The organism is Allostigmatella hybrida (assembly GCF_020103775.1).
Classification (GTDB): Bacteria; Myxococcota; Myxococcia; order Myxococcales; family Myxococcaceae; genus Hyalangium; species Hyalangium aurantiaca.
In genome coordinates this window covers 347,592-364,243 of the sequence record NZ_JAHXBH010000003.1, presented here as the reverse complement: position 1 = coordinate 364,243, position 16,652 = coordinate 347,592, and the positions used below count along the sequence as shown (strand labels likewise).

The following is a 16,652-nucleotide window of genomic DNA, read 5'->3' as shown; positions in this document are numbered from 1 at the left end:
GAAGACAGTGGATCGACGGTTCATGTGTGCCTCACTTCCCGAGCAGCTCGATCTCCGCCAACTGGGTGATCGAGTCACCGTGGGTCTCGTTGATCTGCAACCGGTAGTGACTGTAGGGCGTGTTGTTGGCCAGCGCGAATCCTCGTGTCTGGTACCGCCACGGGAAGTCCTGGCCTGTCCTCGTATCCAGGGTGACCCAGGTGGAGCCGTCGTTCGAGGCCTGGAGCGTCCAGGCCTTTGGATCCCGGCCGGGGAAGTCATTGGCGGACGTCAGGGTGTACATCTTCACCGTCTTCGCCCCGCCCGCGAGCTGGTAGCGGATCCACGGGGTGGACTGGAAGGCGAGCCACTTCGTCTGCGAGTTGTCGTCGAAGCCCTGCGCGGCGCCCTCGCTGCTCGCCGCGTTGTCCGCGCTGGCGGTCACCGCGCCGCCCTTGGCGACATCGGTGAGCGGCTGCGGCACGGCGCTCCCCGTGGTGATGGACACGGGCAGATCGCTGCTGGCCGAGCCCCAGTTCGTCGCGGCGGAGCCCATGGTGAAGTTCAGCGTGGCGCCATTCACCAGGGCGCTGTGCGGCAGGTAGTTCCGCGTGTACGGCTGCCCGTTCAGGGTGACGTTCTGGATGTAGCGGTTCGTGTCGCTGACGCCCGGGGCGTTGATGACGAGGTCCGCGCCGTTCTCCAGGTGCACGGTCATCTTGGTGAAGAAGGGGGCCCCCACCGCGTACTCGGGCCGGCCCATGCTGACCGGGTAGAAGCCCATGGCGCTGAAGAGGTACCACGCGGACATCTCGCCGTTGTCCTCGTCTCCCAGGTAGCCGTGCCCGTTGGTGAGGCCCGACTGGTACTGGGTGTTGAGGATGTGCCGGACGCGCTCCTGGGTCCGCCACGGCGTGCCCGCGTAGTTGTACATGTACGGCGTGTGGTGCACGGGCTGGTTGGAGTGGGCGTACTGCCCCATGTTCACGTCGTACCCCTCCTTCATCTCGTGGATGACGCCGCCGTAGCAGCCCACGTCGTAGTCGCGCGGGGCCTCGAACAGCGCATCGAGCTTGTTGGCCAGGCCGCTCCGGCCCGAGTAGAGGTTGGCGAGCCCCTGCCCATCCTGCGGGGCGAGCACGGCGTAGTGCCAGGCGTTGCCCTCGGTGTACTCGCAGCCCCAGCGGTTCGCCTTGAAGTCCGCGTCCGAGGTCCGCCACGAGCCGTTCGCGTTCTTGCCCCGGAAGAAGCCGACCGAGGGCGAGAAGAGGTGGACGTAGTTCAGCGAGCGGTTCAGGTAGTACTGGGCGTCCTCGGTCTTGCCCAGCGCCTGGGCGAGCTGCGCGATGCCGAAGTCATTGAGGTAGCCCTCCAGGGACCAGGAGGTGGACTCGCCCACGACGTCCTGCGGCGTGTAGCCCAGGAAGATGGAGCGGTGCATGCCCTTGCGGCCCCGGGCCGGATCGCTGCTGTAGGTCGCCGCGTTGCGCACCATCGAGTCGTAGGCGGCCGGGACGTCGAAGTTGCGCACGCCCTTGAGGTAGGAGTCCGCGAAGATGATGTCCGAGTTGGTGCCCACCATGATGTTGGCGTAGCCGGGCGCGGACCAGCGGGTGACCCAGCCGCCGTCCTTGTAGCCGTTGACGAACCCGTCGAGCATCTCGCCGGTCTTCGTGGGGACGAGCAGCGTGTACAGCGGCCAGGTGGTCCGGTACGTGTCCCAGAAGCCGTTGTTGACGTAGATCTTGCCCGTCTTCACGGGATGGCCGCTCGCGTAGGGGCTCGCGTAGCGGGGCGTGCCGCCCACGTTCTCCCAGGCCGAGTTCGGGTAGAGGAAGGTCCGGTACAGGTTGGAGTAGAGGATGGTCTTCTGATCCTCCGAGGCGCCTTCCACCTCGATCTTGCCCAGCACCGCGTTCCAGGCGTCCTGCGCCTCCTGCTTCACGGTGTCGAAGCCCTTCGTGCCGACTTCCTGCGCGAGGTTGGCCTGCGCCTGGGCCACGCTGAGGAAGGAGGTGGCCATGGACATCGTCACCTTCTCGCCCGCCACCGTGTTGAAGCGCACCCACGAGGTGACGGCGCGCTGGCCCGTGACGTTCGCCGAGTCGGCGATCGCCTTGCTGAACCTGGCGTAGAAGTACATGCGCGGCGCGGGGCCCCAGCCGGTCGCATGGTCCGTGTAGCCGGAGATGCTGCCATTCGTCCGGTCGATGGAGAGCGAGCCCCCCACGCCGTTCACGGTGTCGAACAGCAGGTAGGAGGCCGGACCCGGGAAGGTGAAGCGCCAGGAGGCCGCGTGGTCCGTGGGGGCGATCTCCGTCTGGATGCCGTTGTTGAACTTCACGCTGTAGGTGTGGGCCCGGGCCACCTCATTCGCGTGGCTGTAGGCCGCGGCCCGCGCCGCGCGATCCACCGTCACCGCGCCCGTCTGGGGCATCACCTGGAAGGTCTGCCGGTCGCCCATCCACGGGCTCGGCATGTGGCTGATGGTGAAGGCCTGGATGGAGCCGCGGTTGTAGTCGTAGATCCAACTCGTCGAGTTGGCGTCCGTCATCGGCGTCCAGAAGTTGAAGCCGAAGGGCACCGCCGTGGCCGGGAACGTGTTGCCCCGGGAGTAACCGCCCCCCGAGTTGCTTCCGCGCAGCGCGTTCACGTAGTCCGACGGGAGCGCCAGGGCCTGCTGCGCCCAGAGGGGTCCGAGCAACGCCAGCCCGAGGACCTTCCAAGTGTGCCGTTTCACCAGTGCACCGCCTTTCGTGGGGAGAACTCGACCGAAAGGCGCGGAATACCACGGATTATATGAAAATCAATCCAAGCCGGTTTTCCCGACCGACCAGTACGCCTTCACCTGGAGGGGTGGGGTGAGCCCATCGGCGCGGAGCTTCGCCCGGAGCGCCTGGATGGACTGGGCCTTGCCCGTCATGACGAGGCGGGCCTCCTTGCGCGCCTGGAGTGCCCCCTTGAGCCGCTCGTAAACCTCCGCGAGGTGCGCATCGCCCGCCGTGCGCTCCACGTCCGAACCCTCGAAGCCGAACTCGCGCAGGGCCTCGGCGGCCTCCGCGCGCCGGGTGACTTCGAAGACGCACGTCAGATCCTTCTGGGCCTGGGCCTGCTTGAGCGCATGGGCCACGCCGAACGACGTCTCGTCCCCGAAGAAGAGGATGGGCGTGGCGGGCTCCTTGAGCGAGAGAGAGCGCCGGGGGCCGAAGAACTGAACCCGGGCGCCTTCCCGCAGCGCCCGGCCCCATGCGGCGCCCGGGGCGTCTCCGTGCAGGTAGAGGAGGAAGGCCGTGGTGCCCTTCTGCGCATCCCACGTGAGCGGCGTGTAGGTCCGCATGCCGGTCTCGGGCAGGAAGACCTGCACCTTGTCACCGGCCTCCCAGGAGAGGCCCTGAAGCGCGGGGCCCTCGAGTTCGATCCGGCGAAAGCGCGGGGACAGCTCGCGGATGCCCACCACCGAAGCGTCGTGGAACACGAACCGTCCCAGGGCGCTCCCAATCAATGCCTTCACGGATGCCATCGCGCGTCTCCTTCTGGATGAGGAGAGGAAGATGCCTCCGGCGCCCCAGGGGCGTCAGTGAAGTATTCTTAAGTGCACGGTGGGGAATTTCGTGGAAAGAAGGAAGGTTCCCCGCCGCGCTGCGGGGTAAGTTCCCGCCCGGCATCCGATGCGGAAATGGCTCTTCATAGGGGCGTCGTCTGTCCTGGTGGTCGTGTGTGTGGCCTTGCTCTGGCCGAATGCCGACCCCCCGCCCACGCCGGGCGCTTCGGCTCCCTCCGCGACCCGGACGCTTCCCCAGTTCCAGTCCGTGGAGGTCTCCTCCGGTGAGTCCGAGGGGCTGACGCTGACCGGCCGGGTGCTGGACCCCTCGGGCCGCCCCGTCGCCGATGCCGAGGTGTTCCTCGCGGCCAGTGCCCAGAAGACCCTCACCTCCGTGCGCTGCGACGAGTGTGGCCAGGCACTCCTGGCCTGCCCGGCCCACGAGAGCAGCCTCCACGCCCTGGCCTTCTTTGAGCAGCAACAAGGTTTCCTCACGCCCCGGGCCAGCGTGCGCACGGATGCGGACGGGAAGTTCCGCTTCGAGCGGCTGGCGGGGGTGTCGTTCTCGGTGTGGGCGAAGGCGCCGGGGTTCGGAGCGGCCATGCGCGAGCGGGCCGCCCCGGGCGAGGCCGTGGAGCTGTTCCTGCCCACGCTGCGCACCATCCAGGGGCAGGTGGTGGACGACGCGGGCCGGCCGGTGCCGGGGGCGCGCGTCCACGCGGTGTCCCGCCGCACGGCGCTGCCGTACGAGGCGAAGGCGGCGGGGCAGGGGATGTTCACGCTGGATGGGCTGGGCGAAGGGCCCTTCTATGTGCTGGCCAGTGCGCCGGGGTTCCTGCCCGCGGTGGCGCAGCAGGTCGAGGCCGGGCCGCAGACGGTGCGCCTGCGGCTGACGCCCGCCCGGACGCTGGAGGTCCGGGTGACGAAGGATGGGGCGCCCGCGCCGGCCAAGGTCCGGCTGAAGGGGGACCACCTCGTGCGGGAGGCGCGCACGGAAGGGGCGCCCGCACGGTTCACGGGCCTGTTTCCGGATGAAGTCGTGGTTACGGCGGAGGCCGGGAGCCTGGGCTCCGCGCCGCGCATCGTCACGCTGGACGAGACGGTGACGCAGGTGACGCTGGAACTGGAGGAGGCGGGCCGGTTGCTCGTCACCGTGGTGGATGAGGCGGGCGAGCCCGTGCCTCAACCCGAGGTGACGCTGCGCACCCACAAGGGCGAGGTGATCCGCCAGGAGAAGGCGCAGACGGGCGCGCTCGTGGAGCTGGGTCCGCTGGGCGTCGGGGACTACACGCTGGTGGGCCATGCGGAGGGCTTCCGCGACGTGGAGCTGCCCGCGCGGGTGAAGGCTGGCGAGACGTCCCTGGAGCTGGAGATGGCGCGGGCGACGCTGATCTCCGGCCAGGTGATGGACGAGTACGGCCGGCCCGCGCCCGGGGTCTCGGTGCTGGTGCAGCCCACCGGGGACGCGGTGCTGGCGGATGCGGACGGCCACTTCTCCGCCCCGGTGCCGACGCCCGGGTTGTACGAGCTGCACGCGCACCACTCGGAGTGGGGCGGGGGGCGGCTGAAGGTGACGGCGCCCGCCTCCAACGTGCGGCTGGAGCTGGAGCCCGCCGCCGCCATGGAGATCACGGTGAGCGCCGAGGGCCGGCGTGTGGAGGGCGCGGACGTCGTCCTCTGGATCGAATCCCAGGGCATCTTCCGCAGCGACCGGCCCTCCGGCCCGGATGGCGTGGTGCCCATGCGGGGGCTCCCGGGGGGCTCCTACTGGATGGTGGCCTCGCATCCGGACTACCAGCCCTCGGAGCGGCAGCAGGTGTCGGTGGAGGACGGGCAAACGCTGAAGCTCACCGCGGAGCTGCGCCCGGGGGCCATGCTCTCGGGAGACGTGGTGGATGATCAGGGCGCGCCGGTGTCCGGCGCCACGCTCGTGGTGGTGCCGCGCGGCGCGGAGCCGGTGGCCAGTGACGCGCGGGGGCATTTCGAGATCCGCGCCCTGAAGCCGGACCGCACCTACCGGGTGGAGGCCCGCCACCCGGGGTATGACCAGGAGACGCCCGTCGATGGCCGCCCCGGTGGGGCCGCGGTGAAGGTGGTGCTCAAGCGCCGCCCGCTCTTCCGGGGCCGCGTGCTAAGCGAGGATGGCTCCCCGCTGAAGCGCTTCCGGCTGGACGAGCACGAGGTGTCCAGCCCCGATGGGCGCTTCGAGCTCGCGCTGCCCACGGCGGGCGATCGCCTCATCGTCTCGGTGGAAGCCGCGGGCCATGAGCCCCGGATGGTGGACCGGCCGGTGACGCCCGATCTGGGAGACCTGGTGCTCCAGAAGGCGCCGACCCTCTCGGGGTTGGTGCGTGACGAGGGCGGTGCGCCCACCCCGGATGCGGTGGTGACGTGTGACGTGTGCGACGAGTCCGTGCTCTCCGGCCCGGATGGACGCTTCACCCTGGCGAGCCCCCCGTACGTGGCGCAGTACTCCGTGTCCGCGAGCAAGGGCCGGTTGACGGCCACGCGCACCGTGCCCCGGCAGAGCCCGGAGCAGGTGGAGCTGACGCTGCGGCCCGCCACGCGCGTGTCGGGCACCGTCTTCTTGCCGAGCGGCCAGGTGGCGGCGGGCTTCCAGTTGGAGGGCGTCAACGCGGACCGCGGCGAGCCCGTCACCATCGTGACCGGGCCCGATGGGCGCTACAGCGTGGAGCTGTCCCCGGGAAGCTACCGGTTCATGTTGGGCTCCCAGCGGGAGTTCGCCGGCGAGCCCGCGCTGCTGGTGCGCATTGGCGGCGCGGAGCAGCGGCTGGACATCGGGCCCGCTCCGGGCTCGGCGCCGCTCACCGTGGTGCTCCAGCCGGACCGGGGCAAGGCGCTCTGGGTGGTGGCCGGGGAGGTGGGGTCCGTGGGCAGTCCTCCCACGGAGCTGCTGCGGGCCGCCTACGGGCAGATGATCTACCAGCCGAGGACCGAGCGGATCACCCTGTATGGGCTGCCTCCTGGCAGCTACACGCTGGTGTGGGCCAACTTCCACTCGGAGACGCCCGAGGGGCCCGTCATCCGCACGGTGCGTATTCCCAGCCCGGCGGAGGTGTCCCTGGTCCGCTGAGCCGTGCGGCGCGGTTGCGAGCCTGCCCGTCGGCGCGTAAGGAAGTCCCATGGACGTCTCGTCATTGCAGGGCCGCCGGGTAGTCGTGGGGGTAGGCGGTGGCATCGCGGCCTACAAGGCGTGCGAGCTGGTCCGGGAGCTGGGACGGGCGGGCGCGCAGGTGCGGGTGGCCATGACGGCCTCGGCGCAGCAGTTCGTCACGCCGCTGACCTTCCAGGCGCTCAGCGGGCACCCGGTGCTCACCGACTATTTCGATCCTGCCCAGGAGGGCAACTTCGGGCACCTGGATCTGGCGCGCTGGGCGGAGCTGTTCCTGGTGGTGCCCGCGACGGCGGACCTGCTGGCGAAGATTCGCATGGGCATGGCCGGGGACGCGGTGACGACGTCCTTGCTGGCGTTCCGGGGGCCCGTGGTGGTGGCCCCCGCGATGAACGTGGCGATGTGGGACAACCGGCGGACGCAGGAGAACCTGGAGGAGCTGCTCTCGGATCCGCGCTTCACGCGCGTGGGGCCCGGGGCGGGGCTCCTGGCCTGTGGGGACGTGGGCGAGGGGCGGCTGGCGCCGGTGCCGGACATCGTCCTGGCGGCGGCGGCGCGGTTCGGCAAGGGGCCCCTGGCGGGCCAGAAGGTGCTGCTGACGGCGGGGCCCACGCGCGAGTTCCTGGATCCGGTGCGCTTCATCTCCAATCCCTCGACGGGGAAGATGGGGCTGGCGCTCGCGGAGGCCGCGCGGACGATGGGGGCCCAGGTGACGGTGGTGCTCGGCCCGGTGGGGGCGGTGGACCGGACCGGGCTGGAGGTGGTGGACGTGGTGACCGCCGAGGAGATGGCGCGCGAGGTGCTCGCCCGGGTGCGGGAGGCGGACTGGTTCATCGCCTCCGCGGCGGTGAGCGACTGGCGGCCGGAGACGCGGGCGCCCCAGAAGGTGAAGAAAGGGGAGAAGCCCGAGGTGCTGACGCTGGTGCGCACGCCGGACGTGCTCGCGGAGGCCTCGCGAATGGTGGCTGGCAGCCCCCGGAGGCCCGTGCTGGTGGGGTTCGCGGCGGAGACCGAGCGGGTGCTGGAACACGCTCGCGAAAAGTTGGAGCGGAAGGGGTTGGATGCCATCGTCGCCAACGATGTGACGGTGGCAGGGGCGGGCTTTGGAACGGAGACCAACCAGGTGTCGGTGTTGACGCGCTCGGGGACCCGGCAAGACCTGTCGGGCACCAAGCGGGACGTCGCCCGGGGCATCCTGGAGTGGCTCCTGCCCCTTGCTCCCGCTCCAGCCGGGCATGTGCCTCCGGGGCACGGAAGAGATGCATGAGGTTGGCAAGAAGGAAGCCTACCCATAGGATGGGATCGTGAACGAATCGCCTGAATCCCCGGAAGCACTGGGTGAAGTCGTGGAGGACCTGCGCCGCCACCTGCTCTGGCAGGAGGAGTCGGGCGGCCGTGCCCTGCTCGTGGACTCGGCGAAGCTGGCCGCCGAGCGCTCGGCCTCGCTGCGCTCCATGCTGCCGCCCCGGGGGGCCGTGCCCGCGAAGGCGCCTCCTGCCGAGCCGGCTCCGGCGCCCCCGCCCGCCCCCCGGGCCGAGGTGCCCCGCGCCGCTCCCCCGGAGCGTCCGGCCGCTCCCGCGCCGCGCCCAGCCAGTCCTCCCCTGGCCGCCTCCGGCAATGGCCTGCTCCTCGACGTGCCCCAGAAGGCCCCGCCCTATCCGGGGGCGCTGCCGGGGGTCGTGGACGGCGAGCGTCCGACCCTGGACGAGATCCGCCGCACGCTGGGGGACTGCCAGCGCTGCAAGCTGTGCACGGGGCGCAAGAACATCGTCTTCGGGGTGGGCAACCCGCGCGCGGACCTCGTCTTCGTGGGGGAGGGACCTGGGGAAAACGAGGATCTCAAGGGGATACCCTTCGTCGGCGCGGCGGGCGATCTGCTGACGAAGATGATCCAGGCCATGGGCTTCAGCCGGGACGATGTCTACATCTGCAACGTGGTGAAGTGCCGGCCCCCGGGCAACCGCAACCCCGAGCCGGACGAGATCGCCTCCTGCGAGCCGTTCCTGCGCTCGCAGCTGCTGGCCATCCAGCCCAAGGTCATCGTGGCGCTGGGGAAGTTCGCCGCGCAGACGCTGCTCCGGGACTCCACGCCCATCACCCGCCTGCGGGGCCAGTGGCGCGAGTACCAGGGCGTGAAGCTGATGCCCACCTTCCACCCGGCCTACCTGCTGCGCAGCCCCGCCGAGAAGCGCAAGGCGTGGGAGGACTTGCAGCAGGTGATGAAGATATTTGGTAAGCAAGGGGGAGCCCGGACCTGAGCGCGGGCCTGAGAGGAACACCGGATGAAGGGAGTGCTTGAGACGCGCGAGGTGCAGTCGCCCGCGCTGGAGTCGAACCCCCTGGGAGATCCCGCCCGCCGCCGGCTGACGGTGTACCTGCCCCCGGGCTATGGCGACGGAGCTCAGCGCTACCCCAGCGTCTACTTCCTGCACGCCTTCACCAACAGCGGCAGCTCGTGGACGAACACCTCTCCGTTCACCCCCAGCGTGCCGGAGCGGCTGGACGCGCTCATCGCCTCCGGGCAGGTGCCCCCCGTCATCGGCGTGTTCCCGGATGGGTGGACCTCGCTCGGCGGCAGCCAGTGGATCAACAGCGATGCCATCGGGCGCTACCGCGATTACCTGGTGAAGGACGTGCTGGGCTTCGTGGATCGCACCTACCGCACGCTGCCCAAGGCGGCCTCGCGGGCGGTGCTGGGGCACAGCTCGGGCGGCTACGGCGCGCTGGTGATGGGCCGCTACCACCCGGAGCTGTTCTCGCACCTGGGCAGCCACTCCGGCGACTGCTACTTCGAGTACTGCTACATGCCGGACCTGCCCAAGGCGGCCGGGGCGCTGCTCAAGATGGGCGGGCTGGAGGCCTGGCACCAGGACTTCAAGAAGCGCTCCCGCGAGACGAAGCCGCGCGGCGAGGACTTCTCGGTCATCAACGTGATTGCCATGGCGGCGGCGTACTCGCCGAAGAAGGGCGAGCCGCTCAACATCGAGCTTCCGTTCGATCCGCAGACGGCCCGCCTGAAGCTGGAGGTGTGGAACCGCTGGCTGGTGCATGACCCGGTGCGCTTCGTGCCCAAGTTCCTGGACGCGTTCCGCAAGGTGAAGTCCGTGTTCCTCGACTGCGGCACGCGGGACGAGTTCAACCTGCGCTGGGGCACGCGCATCCTGGCCGAGGAGTTCAAGGCCAGCGGCGTGGAGCTGCGGCACGAGGAGTTCGAGGACTCCCACTCGGGCGTGTCCTACCGCTTCGAGAACTCGCTGGGCTTCCTCATTCCAAGAATGGCGCAGGAGTAACCCGGCATGGGCATCGATCTCTATGGGCTGTCCCGCGTCGTGGGGGAGCAGGGCGTGCTGCCCCAGCGGGCGCGCCGGTTGGATCCGTCCCTGCCGTGCCGCGAGGCCGAGCTGCTCATCGATGTGGAGAGCCTCAACATCGACGCCGCCTCCTTTAAGCAGATCAAGGAAGACGTGGGGGGCAGCCCCGAGCGCATCGCCCAGCGCATCCAGGAGATCGTCCGGGAGCGCGGCAAGATGCAGAACCCCGTCACCGGCTCGGGCGGCATGCTCATCGGCCGGGTGAAGGAGCTGGGGGCCCAGCACCCGGCGCGCGGGACGCTGAAGGTGGGCGACCGCATCGCCACGCTGGTAAGCCTCACCCTCACGCCGCTCGTCATCGAGGAGATCCTCGCCGTGCACCCGGAGATCGACCGGGTGGACATCCACGGCCATGCCCTGCTGTTCGCCTCGGGCATCTACGCGCGGCTGCCGGAGGACATGCCGGACACGCTGGCCCTGGCGGCGCTGGACGTGTGCGGCGCGCCCGCGCTGGTGGCCCGTCACGTCCGGCCGGGCATGACGGTGGCCGTGCTGGGCGCGGGCAAGAGCGGGGCGCTGTGTCTGGCCCAGGCCCGGCGGGGGCTCCAGGGGAAGGGCCAGCTGCTCGCGCTCGACATCTCCGAGAAGGCCCTGGCGGCGCTGTCCGGCATCGGCCTGTGCGACGAGGCGCTGAAGGTGGATGCCACCCAGGGCGTGGACGTGATGGCGGCGGTGCACCGGGCCACGGGCGGCACGCTGTGCGATCTCGTCGTCAACTGCGCCTCGGTGGGCAACACGGAGATGGCGTCCATCCTGTCCGTGAAGGACGGGGGCACCGTCATCTTCTTCTCCATGGCCACCAGCTTCACCTCCGCCGCCCTGGGCGCCGAAGGGGTGGGCAAGGACGTCACCATGCTGGTGGGCAACGGCTATGTGCCCGGCCACGCGGACCTGACGCTGGAGCTGCTCCGCGCCGAGCCCGCGCTGCGCAAGCTGTTCGAGACGCGCTACGTCTGATTGCCGGGGGCCGCCGCCGTCGGCTCCGCCGGGGGGATGGGCGGCTCGACGGTCTGCGTGGCCGCCCAGTCCTGGGCGGAGCGCCCGCTGGCATCCTTCCGGTCCCCCGAGGCGCCGTGCTGGCGGAGCGCGTCGGCCACCTCCTTGCGGCCGAAGAGGCTGGCGAACATCAGCGCCGTCTGGCCCAGGCCGTTGGACTGGTCCACCGCGCAGGGCTGCTGGAGGAGCAGGGTGACGATGTCCGCGTGGCCCTTGAAGGCCGCGCCCATCAGCGCCGTGTTCCCGCGCGAGTCCCCCGCGCAGGCGTTCGCCCCCGAGGCCAGCAGCACCTTCACCGTGTCCAGGTGGCCGTGGTACGCCGCGAGGATGAGCGGTGAGAAGCCCCGCTTGTCCTGCACCTCCACCGGCGTGCCGGCCTTCACGAGCCCCGCCACGAGCTCCGAGTCGCCCTCCCTCGCGGCGGCGAGCAGGTAGCGCTCCGCATCGCTTACTGCGAGGACGCGGCCGGGGGAGGGACGCTCCCAGAGAAACAGGTAGCCCGTCATCAACGCCATGCCCAGGGCCATCGCCAGCGCCATCGCGCCCAGGAGCATCATCATCTTGCGCTTCATCGGTTCACTCCAAGCCAGGACATGGAAGGGGGAGGGGAGGACTACCGGGCCGCCAGCGGGGCGATGGTGGCCTTGGCGTCATCCAGGGGGACGCCCACGGCCTTGGCCAGGCGCGTGCCGTACTCGGGGTTGGCGCTGAAGAAGAAGCCGACCATGCGCGCCTTCACCACCGGGTTGCTGACCTGGTTGAGGTCCCCGGCGAGGTTCTTCACCAGGCGCTCCTTCTCGGCGGCGGACAGCCTCGCGTAGAAGGCCCCCGCCTGGGAGAAGTTGTCCGTCTTGGTGATGGCCACCTGCTGGCTCGTCCCGCTCAGCGGGAGCTGCGAGAACAGGTACGCAGGCTTGTCCTCGGTCTCCTTCGTGATGCTCGGCTCATAGTTGACGTCCGACTTCGTGTTGCCGGAGTTCATGCTGCCCGCCTGGCTGTTGCTGTTCACCGCCGCGCGCGCCTTGTTGACGGGCAGGGACTGGTAGTTGGCTCCCACCCGGTAGCGCTGGGTGTCCGCGTAGGAGAACAGGCGGCCCTGGAGCAGGCGGTCCTCGGACGGCTCGATGCCCGGCGGCATCACCCCGGGGGAGAACGCGGCCTGCTCGGTCTCCTCGAAGAAGTTGTCCGGCGTCCGGGTCAGCGTGAACTTGCCGAGCACCACGGAGGGCATCTGGTCCTCCGGCCACACCTTCGTCGCATCCAGCGGATCGAACGGGAAGGCATCGATGTTCTTCGGATCCAGCACCTGCGCGCTCAGCTCCCAGGAGGGGTGCTGGCCCTTGCCGATGGAGGTGTAGAGGTCCTGCGTGGCGTGCTGGAAGTCCTGGGCCTGGGTGCGCGCGGCCTCCTCGGCCGTGAGCGACTTCACGCCCTGGAGCGTCTTCCAGTTGAACTTGACGTAGCGCACCTCGCCCTTGGCGTTGACGAACTTGAAGGCGTGCACGCCGTGGCCGTTCATCTGCCGGTAGCTCGCCGGGATGCCCAGGTCCGAGTACACCTGGGTCAGCATGTGCGTGGACTCGGGCTGGTGCGAGAAGAAGTCGAAGAAGCGGCTGGGCTCCTGCCGGTTGGTGATGGGCGAGGGCTTCAGCGAGTGCACCATGTCCGGGAACTTGATGGCGTCCCGGATGAAGAAGACCGGCAGGTTGTTGCCCACCAGGTCCCAGTTGCCCTCATCCGTGTAGAACTTGAGCGCGAAGCCGCGCGGATCCCTCAGCGTCTCCGGCGAGCCCTGCGGGTGGATGACCGTGGAGAAGCGCACGAACATGGGTGTCTTCTTCCCCTTGGCGGAGAAGAGCGAGGCGCGCGTGAGCTGCGAGAAGTCCCCGGCGCTCTCGAAGGTGCCGTAGGCGCCCACCCCGCGGGCATGCACGACGCGCTCGGGGATGCGCTCGCGGTCAAAGCGCGCGAGCTTCTCGATGAGGTGGAAGTCCTCCAGGAGGATGCCGCCCCGGGGGCCCGCCGTCTTCGAGCTCTGGTTGGTGCCCACCGGCGCGCCCGAGTCGGTGGTCAGCGGCGGCGGGTTCGCCAGGACCGCGCCGCCCAGAAGCAGCGCCGGGATGAACGAGAATGCGGACTTCATGGTGACTCCAGGGGAAAGGTTCGAAGGGGTGATGGCCTGGCCCTACAGCAGGAGGCGTGCCGCGCTCCAAATCCTCTGAAATCAAGAGTTTACGAAGGGAAGTGGCGCTCGTCGCACTGACAGTTCGGTGTTTGCACCGTTATTTCGGTGAAGCACGCCCCCAAATGTCGTGGTCGGCAATGCCACCGTTATTTCGGTGGCGCCGTGGGTTTTGACGCAAGAAGCCGAGCACTTTCGGCCATTTAGAGGCTAAGGTGCGTGCATGCCGGGTCCGTTCATTCAAGACGAGCAGATCGCGCGAGCGCGCCAGCTCGCGGAGGAGATCGTCCATCCGATCTTCGAGCTCATCCGCCGCAACACCACGGTGTCCAACGAGCGCACCGTGTTGCGCTTCTTCGGGATTTCGGGCGCTGGGGCGGGCGGCGTTCCGCTGGCCAACCTCATGGTGGACAAGCTCCAGGGCTCCGGGGTGCTCAACCGGGGCGCGGCCTATTGGTATGGCCGGGCGCTTCAGCTGGGCGCCAAGAGTCCGCTGGAGGCGGTCGAGCGGCTCACGGCGCTCCCCACCGACAAGCTGGGGCCCCTGTCGCCGGAGATGGAGGGGAACCTGCGCGCCGAGGTCCACGCCGAGGCCCGCGCCGCGATGGACGAGCTGAAGTCCCGCTTCGCCCAGCGCGACGCGCTCCGGAAGCAGTTCCCCATGTCGGCCCCGCCGCACAAGTACGTCATCGTCGCCACCGGCAACATCTATGACGACGTGGACCAGGCGCGCGCGGCGGCCCAGGCGGGCGCGGACGTCATCGCCGTCATCCGCTCCACGGCCCAGTCGCTCCTGGACTACGTGCCCCACGGCGCCACCACCGAGGGCTACGGCGGCACCTACGCCACGCAGGAGAACTTCCGCATCATGCGGGAGGCGCTGGACGAGGAGAGCAAGAAGCTCAAGCGCTACATCCAGCTCACCAACTACTCCTCCGGCCTGTGCATGTCGGAGATCGCCTTCTGCGCGGCCACCGAGCGGCTGGACATGCTGCTCAACGACGCGATGTACGGCATCCTCTTCCGCGACATCAACATGCGGCGGACGTTCATCGATCAGTACTTCAGCCGCCGCATCTGCGCCGTGGCCGGCATCATCATCAACACGGGCGAGGACAACTACATCACCACCGCGGACGCGTACGACGCGGCCCACACCGTCATCGCCAGCCAGTTCATCAACGAGTGCTTCGCCCGGCGCGCGGGGCTCAAGGACTGGCAGCTGGGCATTGGCCACTCGTACGAGATCGACCCGTACCGCGAGGACACGCTGCTCCTGGAGCTGTCCCAGGCCATGCTGGTGCGCCGCTGCTTCCCGGATGCGCCGCTGAAGTACATGCCGCCCACCAAGCACAAGGAGACGGACATCTTCTTCAGCCACGCGTACGACGTGATGGCGGACCTGGTGGCCATCTGGACGCGGCAGGGCATCCAGCTGCTCGGCATGATGACCGAGGCCATGCACACGCCGCTCCTGGCGGACCGGTACGTGGCGCTGAAGTCGGCGGCGTACATCCACCGCGCCGCGCGGGGCATCGACGAGGAGTTCACCGTGCGCGAGGACGGGAAGATCGCCAACCGCGCCCGGGAGGTATTCGGCAAGGCGATGGAGCTGCTCGAGGAGTGCCGCAACGAGGGCATGGTGGCCGCCATCGGCAAGGGCCGCTTCGGCGACGTGAAGCGCGAGGAGACGGGCGGCAAGGGGTTGGACGGGGTGCTGGAGAAGTCACCGGACTATTTCAATCCATTCCTGGAGCTCCTGGAGGGGGCGACGTCATGAAGAACATGCTGCTGATGGTGGGTCTGCTGGCCGCGGGCGTGAGCGGCGCGGCGGAGAAGCAGGTGAAGCACCAGGTGAAGTCGCTGTCGATCCAGGCGCCCGCGTCCTGGGAGCGCACCCAGGAGGAGGGGACGGAGAAGTTCAACGCCCCCACGGATGGCACGTTCTTCCTGCTGGACGTGGGGCAGGTGCAGACCGCGGGCATGAAGGCGGACGTGTGCCTGGAGAAGATCCTCAAGGGCGTGGGCCCCGAGGGCTGGAAGAAGCTCCAGGTGGCCTCCCAGCCGGCCGCCCGGCGCGTCAGCGTGGATGCCACCGAGGACGGCAAGGACAAGGTGGAGAGCATCCACTACGTCGGGTGCAACGGTAAGACGACCTGGTCCCTCATCTTCTCCATGAACCAGCTCAAGAAAGAGGAGCTGGAGCCCGTGGTGTCGAAGGTGGTCCAGAGCATCTCCTATACCCAGGGGAAGTAGTCCCATGGTGAAGCCGAGCAAGCAGATCATCCGCCCGTACGGGGACCGGCGCGACGACGGCGTGGTGCAGCTGTCGTTCACGCTGCCGGTGCCCCTGTCGGAGAAGGCCAAGGAAGCCGCGGCCCAGTTCGCCCGGAAGATGGGCTTTACCGACGTGAAGGTGGCCGCGGCCGAGCGTGCCGCCGACGCCTATACCTTCTTCATCGTGTACGCCCACACGGCCGCCTCCCTCGACTACGCCGAGGTCGACGTCCCCGAGGTCATCGTCAAGAAGATGGGCTTCGACGACCTCAACGCCTTCATCCACGAGCAGGTGGGGCGGCGCATCGTCGTGTTCGGCGCGTGCACGGGCACGGACACGCACACGGTGGGCATCGACGCCATCCTGAACATGAAGGGCTACGCGGGCGACTACGGCCTGGAGCGCTACCCCTGGTTCGAGGCCTTCAACCTGGGCAGCCAGGTGCCCAACGAGGACCTCATCTCCAGGGCCATGGCGAAGAACGCGGACGCCATCCTGGTGAGCCAGGTGGTCACCCAGCGCGACGTGCACAAGGACAACTCGCGGCAGTTCATCGATGCGGCCAAGGCGCGGGGCATCCACGGCAAGACGATTTTGCTCCTGGGCGGGCCGCGCGTGGACCACAAGCTGGCGCTGGAGCTGGGCTTCGACGCGGGCTTCGGGCCGGGGACCAAGCCCTCGGACGTTGCCAACTATGTGGCCCATGCGGTGTTAAAGAAGATGGGCAAGGAAGACCCGAACGCCCACTACCAGGGAGAGCCCACGTGAGCACCAAGGCCATCATCCGGCTGCGCATGAGCAGCCACGACGCGCACTACGGCGGCAACCTGGTGGACGGGGCCCGCATGCTCGGCCTGTTTGGCGACGTGGCCACCGAGCTGTGCATCCGCCACGACGGGGACGAGGGGCTGTTCCGCGCGTATGACGCGGTGGAGTTCCTCGCCCCGGTGTACGCCGGCGACTTCATCGAGGCGGAAGGGGAGATCCTCAGCGCGGGCAACACGTCGCGGAAGATGCGCTTCGAGGCGCGGAAGGTGATTCGTCCGCGCACGGACGTGAACGACTCGGCGGCCGACCTCCTGGCCGAGCCCGTGGTGGTGTGCCGGGCCACCGGCACCTGCGTGGTTCCCAAGGACAAGCAGCGCATTCCTCGCTAGGCGAGAAGGGGAGAG

13 protein-coding genes are annotated in these 16,652 nt (G+C 69.1%); 9 read left to right on the top strand and 4 right to left on the bottom strand.

Features of this window, described 5'->3' with window-relative positions:
* Nucleotides 1-31: 31 nt before the first annotated feature.
* A complete protein-coding gene (locus tag KY661_RS08595) occupies nucleotides 32-2,719 on the bottom strand; it encodes a GH92 family glycosyl hydrolase (protein WP_225409737.1) in 2,688 nt (895 codons plus the stop codon).
* A gap of 66 nt (nucleotides 2,720-2,785) precedes the next feature.
* Nucleotides 2,786-3,499, bottom strand: a complete 714-nt coding sequence (locus tag KY661_RS08590; RefSeq protein WP_225409736.1) for a siderophore-interacting protein — start codon at nucleotides 3,497-3,499, stop codon at nucleotides 2,786-2,788.
* Between the two features lie 148 nt (nucleotides 3,500-3,647).
* Here KY661_RS08590 and KY661_RS08585 point away from each other — a divergent pair, with 148 nt between their 5' ends.
* The 5 genes from KY661_RS08585 to kdd are packed head-to-tail and all read left to right on the top strand — an operon-like array spanning nucleotide 3,648 to nucleotide 10,981.
* Nucleotides 3,648-6,614 (top strand): carboxypeptidase regulatory-like domain-containing protein, encoded by a 2,967-nt coding sequence (locus KY661_RS08585; protein ID WP_225409735.1) that lies wholly within the window; start codon nucleotides 3,648-3,650, stop codon nucleotides 6,612-6,614.
* Nucleotides 6,615-6,663: 49 nt separating this feature from the next.
* The gene (gene coaBC, locus KY661_RS08580) at nucleotides 6,664-7,920 is read left to right on the top strand and encodes a bifunctional phosphopantothenoylcysteine decarboxylase/phosphopantothenate--cysteine ligase CoaBC (protein ID WP_225409734.1); all 1,257 of its coding nucleotides are present in this window, start codon (nucleotides 6,664-6,666) and stop codon (nucleotides 7,918-7,920) included.
* A 34-nt stretch (nucleotides 7,921-7,954) separates the two neighbouring features.
* Complete coding sequence (locus KY661_RS08575) at nucleotides 7,955-8,911, top strand: uracil-DNA glycosylase (protein ID WP_225409803.1); 957 nt, start codon at nucleotides 7,955-7,957, stop codon at nucleotides 8,909-8,911.
* 24 nt (nucleotides 8,912-8,935) lie between these two features.
* Nucleotides 8,936-9,943 (top strand): alpha/beta hydrolase, encoded by a 1,008-nt coding sequence (locus tag KY661_RS08570; protein WP_225409733.1) that lies wholly within the window; start codon nucleotides 8,936-8,938, stop codon nucleotides 9,941-9,943.
* Between the two features lie 6 nt (nucleotides 9,944-9,949).
* Entirely contained in the window at nucleotides 9,950-10,981 is a 1,032-nt protein-coding gene (kdd, locus tag KY661_RS08565; protein ID WP_075006230.1) for an L-erythro-3,5-diaminohexanoate dehydrogenase, read from the top strand.
* On the opposite strand, the gene KY661_RS08560 is transcribed toward kdd, so the two are convergent.
* Nucleotides 10,972-11,592, bottom strand: coding sequence for an ankyrin repeat domain-containing protein (locus KY661_RS08560; RefSeq protein WP_225409732.1), 621 nt, complete (start codon nucleotides 11,590-11,592; stop codon nucleotides 10,972-10,974). The two genes, kdd and KY661_RS08560, sit on opposite strands and share 10 nt — an antisense overlap.
* A gap of 41 nt (nucleotides 11,593-11,633) precedes the next feature.
* Entirely contained in the window at nucleotides 11,634-13,163 is a 1,530-nt protein-coding gene (locus KY661_RS08555; protein ID WP_225409731.1) for a catalase, read from the bottom strand.
* A 262-nt stretch (nucleotides 13,164-13,425) separates the two neighbouring features.
* Between KY661_RS08555 and kamD the strand changes: the two genes are divergently transcribed.
* From kamD to kal, 4 genes are read left to right on the top strand one after another with little or no spacing between them, the layout of a single operon-like run.
* Nucleotides 13,426-14,982 (top strand): lysine 5,6-aminomutase subunit alpha, encoded by a 1,557-nt coding sequence (kamD, locus tag KY661_RS08550; protein WP_225409730.1) that lies wholly within the window; start codon nucleotides 13,426-13,428, stop codon nucleotides 14,980-14,982.
* Entirely contained in the window at nucleotides 14,979-15,458 is a 480-nt protein-coding gene (locus KY661_RS08545; RefSeq protein WP_225409729.1) for a hypothetical protein, read from the top strand. The genes kamD and KY661_RS08545 overlap by 4 nt, the downstream gene beginning before the upstream one ends.
* A 4-nt stretch (nucleotides 15,459-15,462) precedes the next feature.
* Entirely contained in the window at nucleotides 15,463-16,248 is a 786-nt protein-coding gene (kamE, locus tag KY661_RS08540; RefSeq protein ID WP_225409728.1) for a lysine 5,6-aminomutase subunit beta, read from the top strand.
* Nucleotides 16,245-16,637 carry a 3-aminobutyryl-CoA ammonia lyase gene (gene kal, locus KY661_RS08535; protein ID WP_450097569.1) on the top strand — a complete coding sequence of 131 codons (393 nt, stop codon included), beginning with the start codon at nucleotides 16,245-16,247 and terminating at the stop codon, nucleotides 16,635-16,637. The genes kamE and kal overlap by 4 nt, the downstream gene beginning before the upstream one ends.
* Nucleotides 16,638-16,652 lie beyond the last annotated feature (15 nt).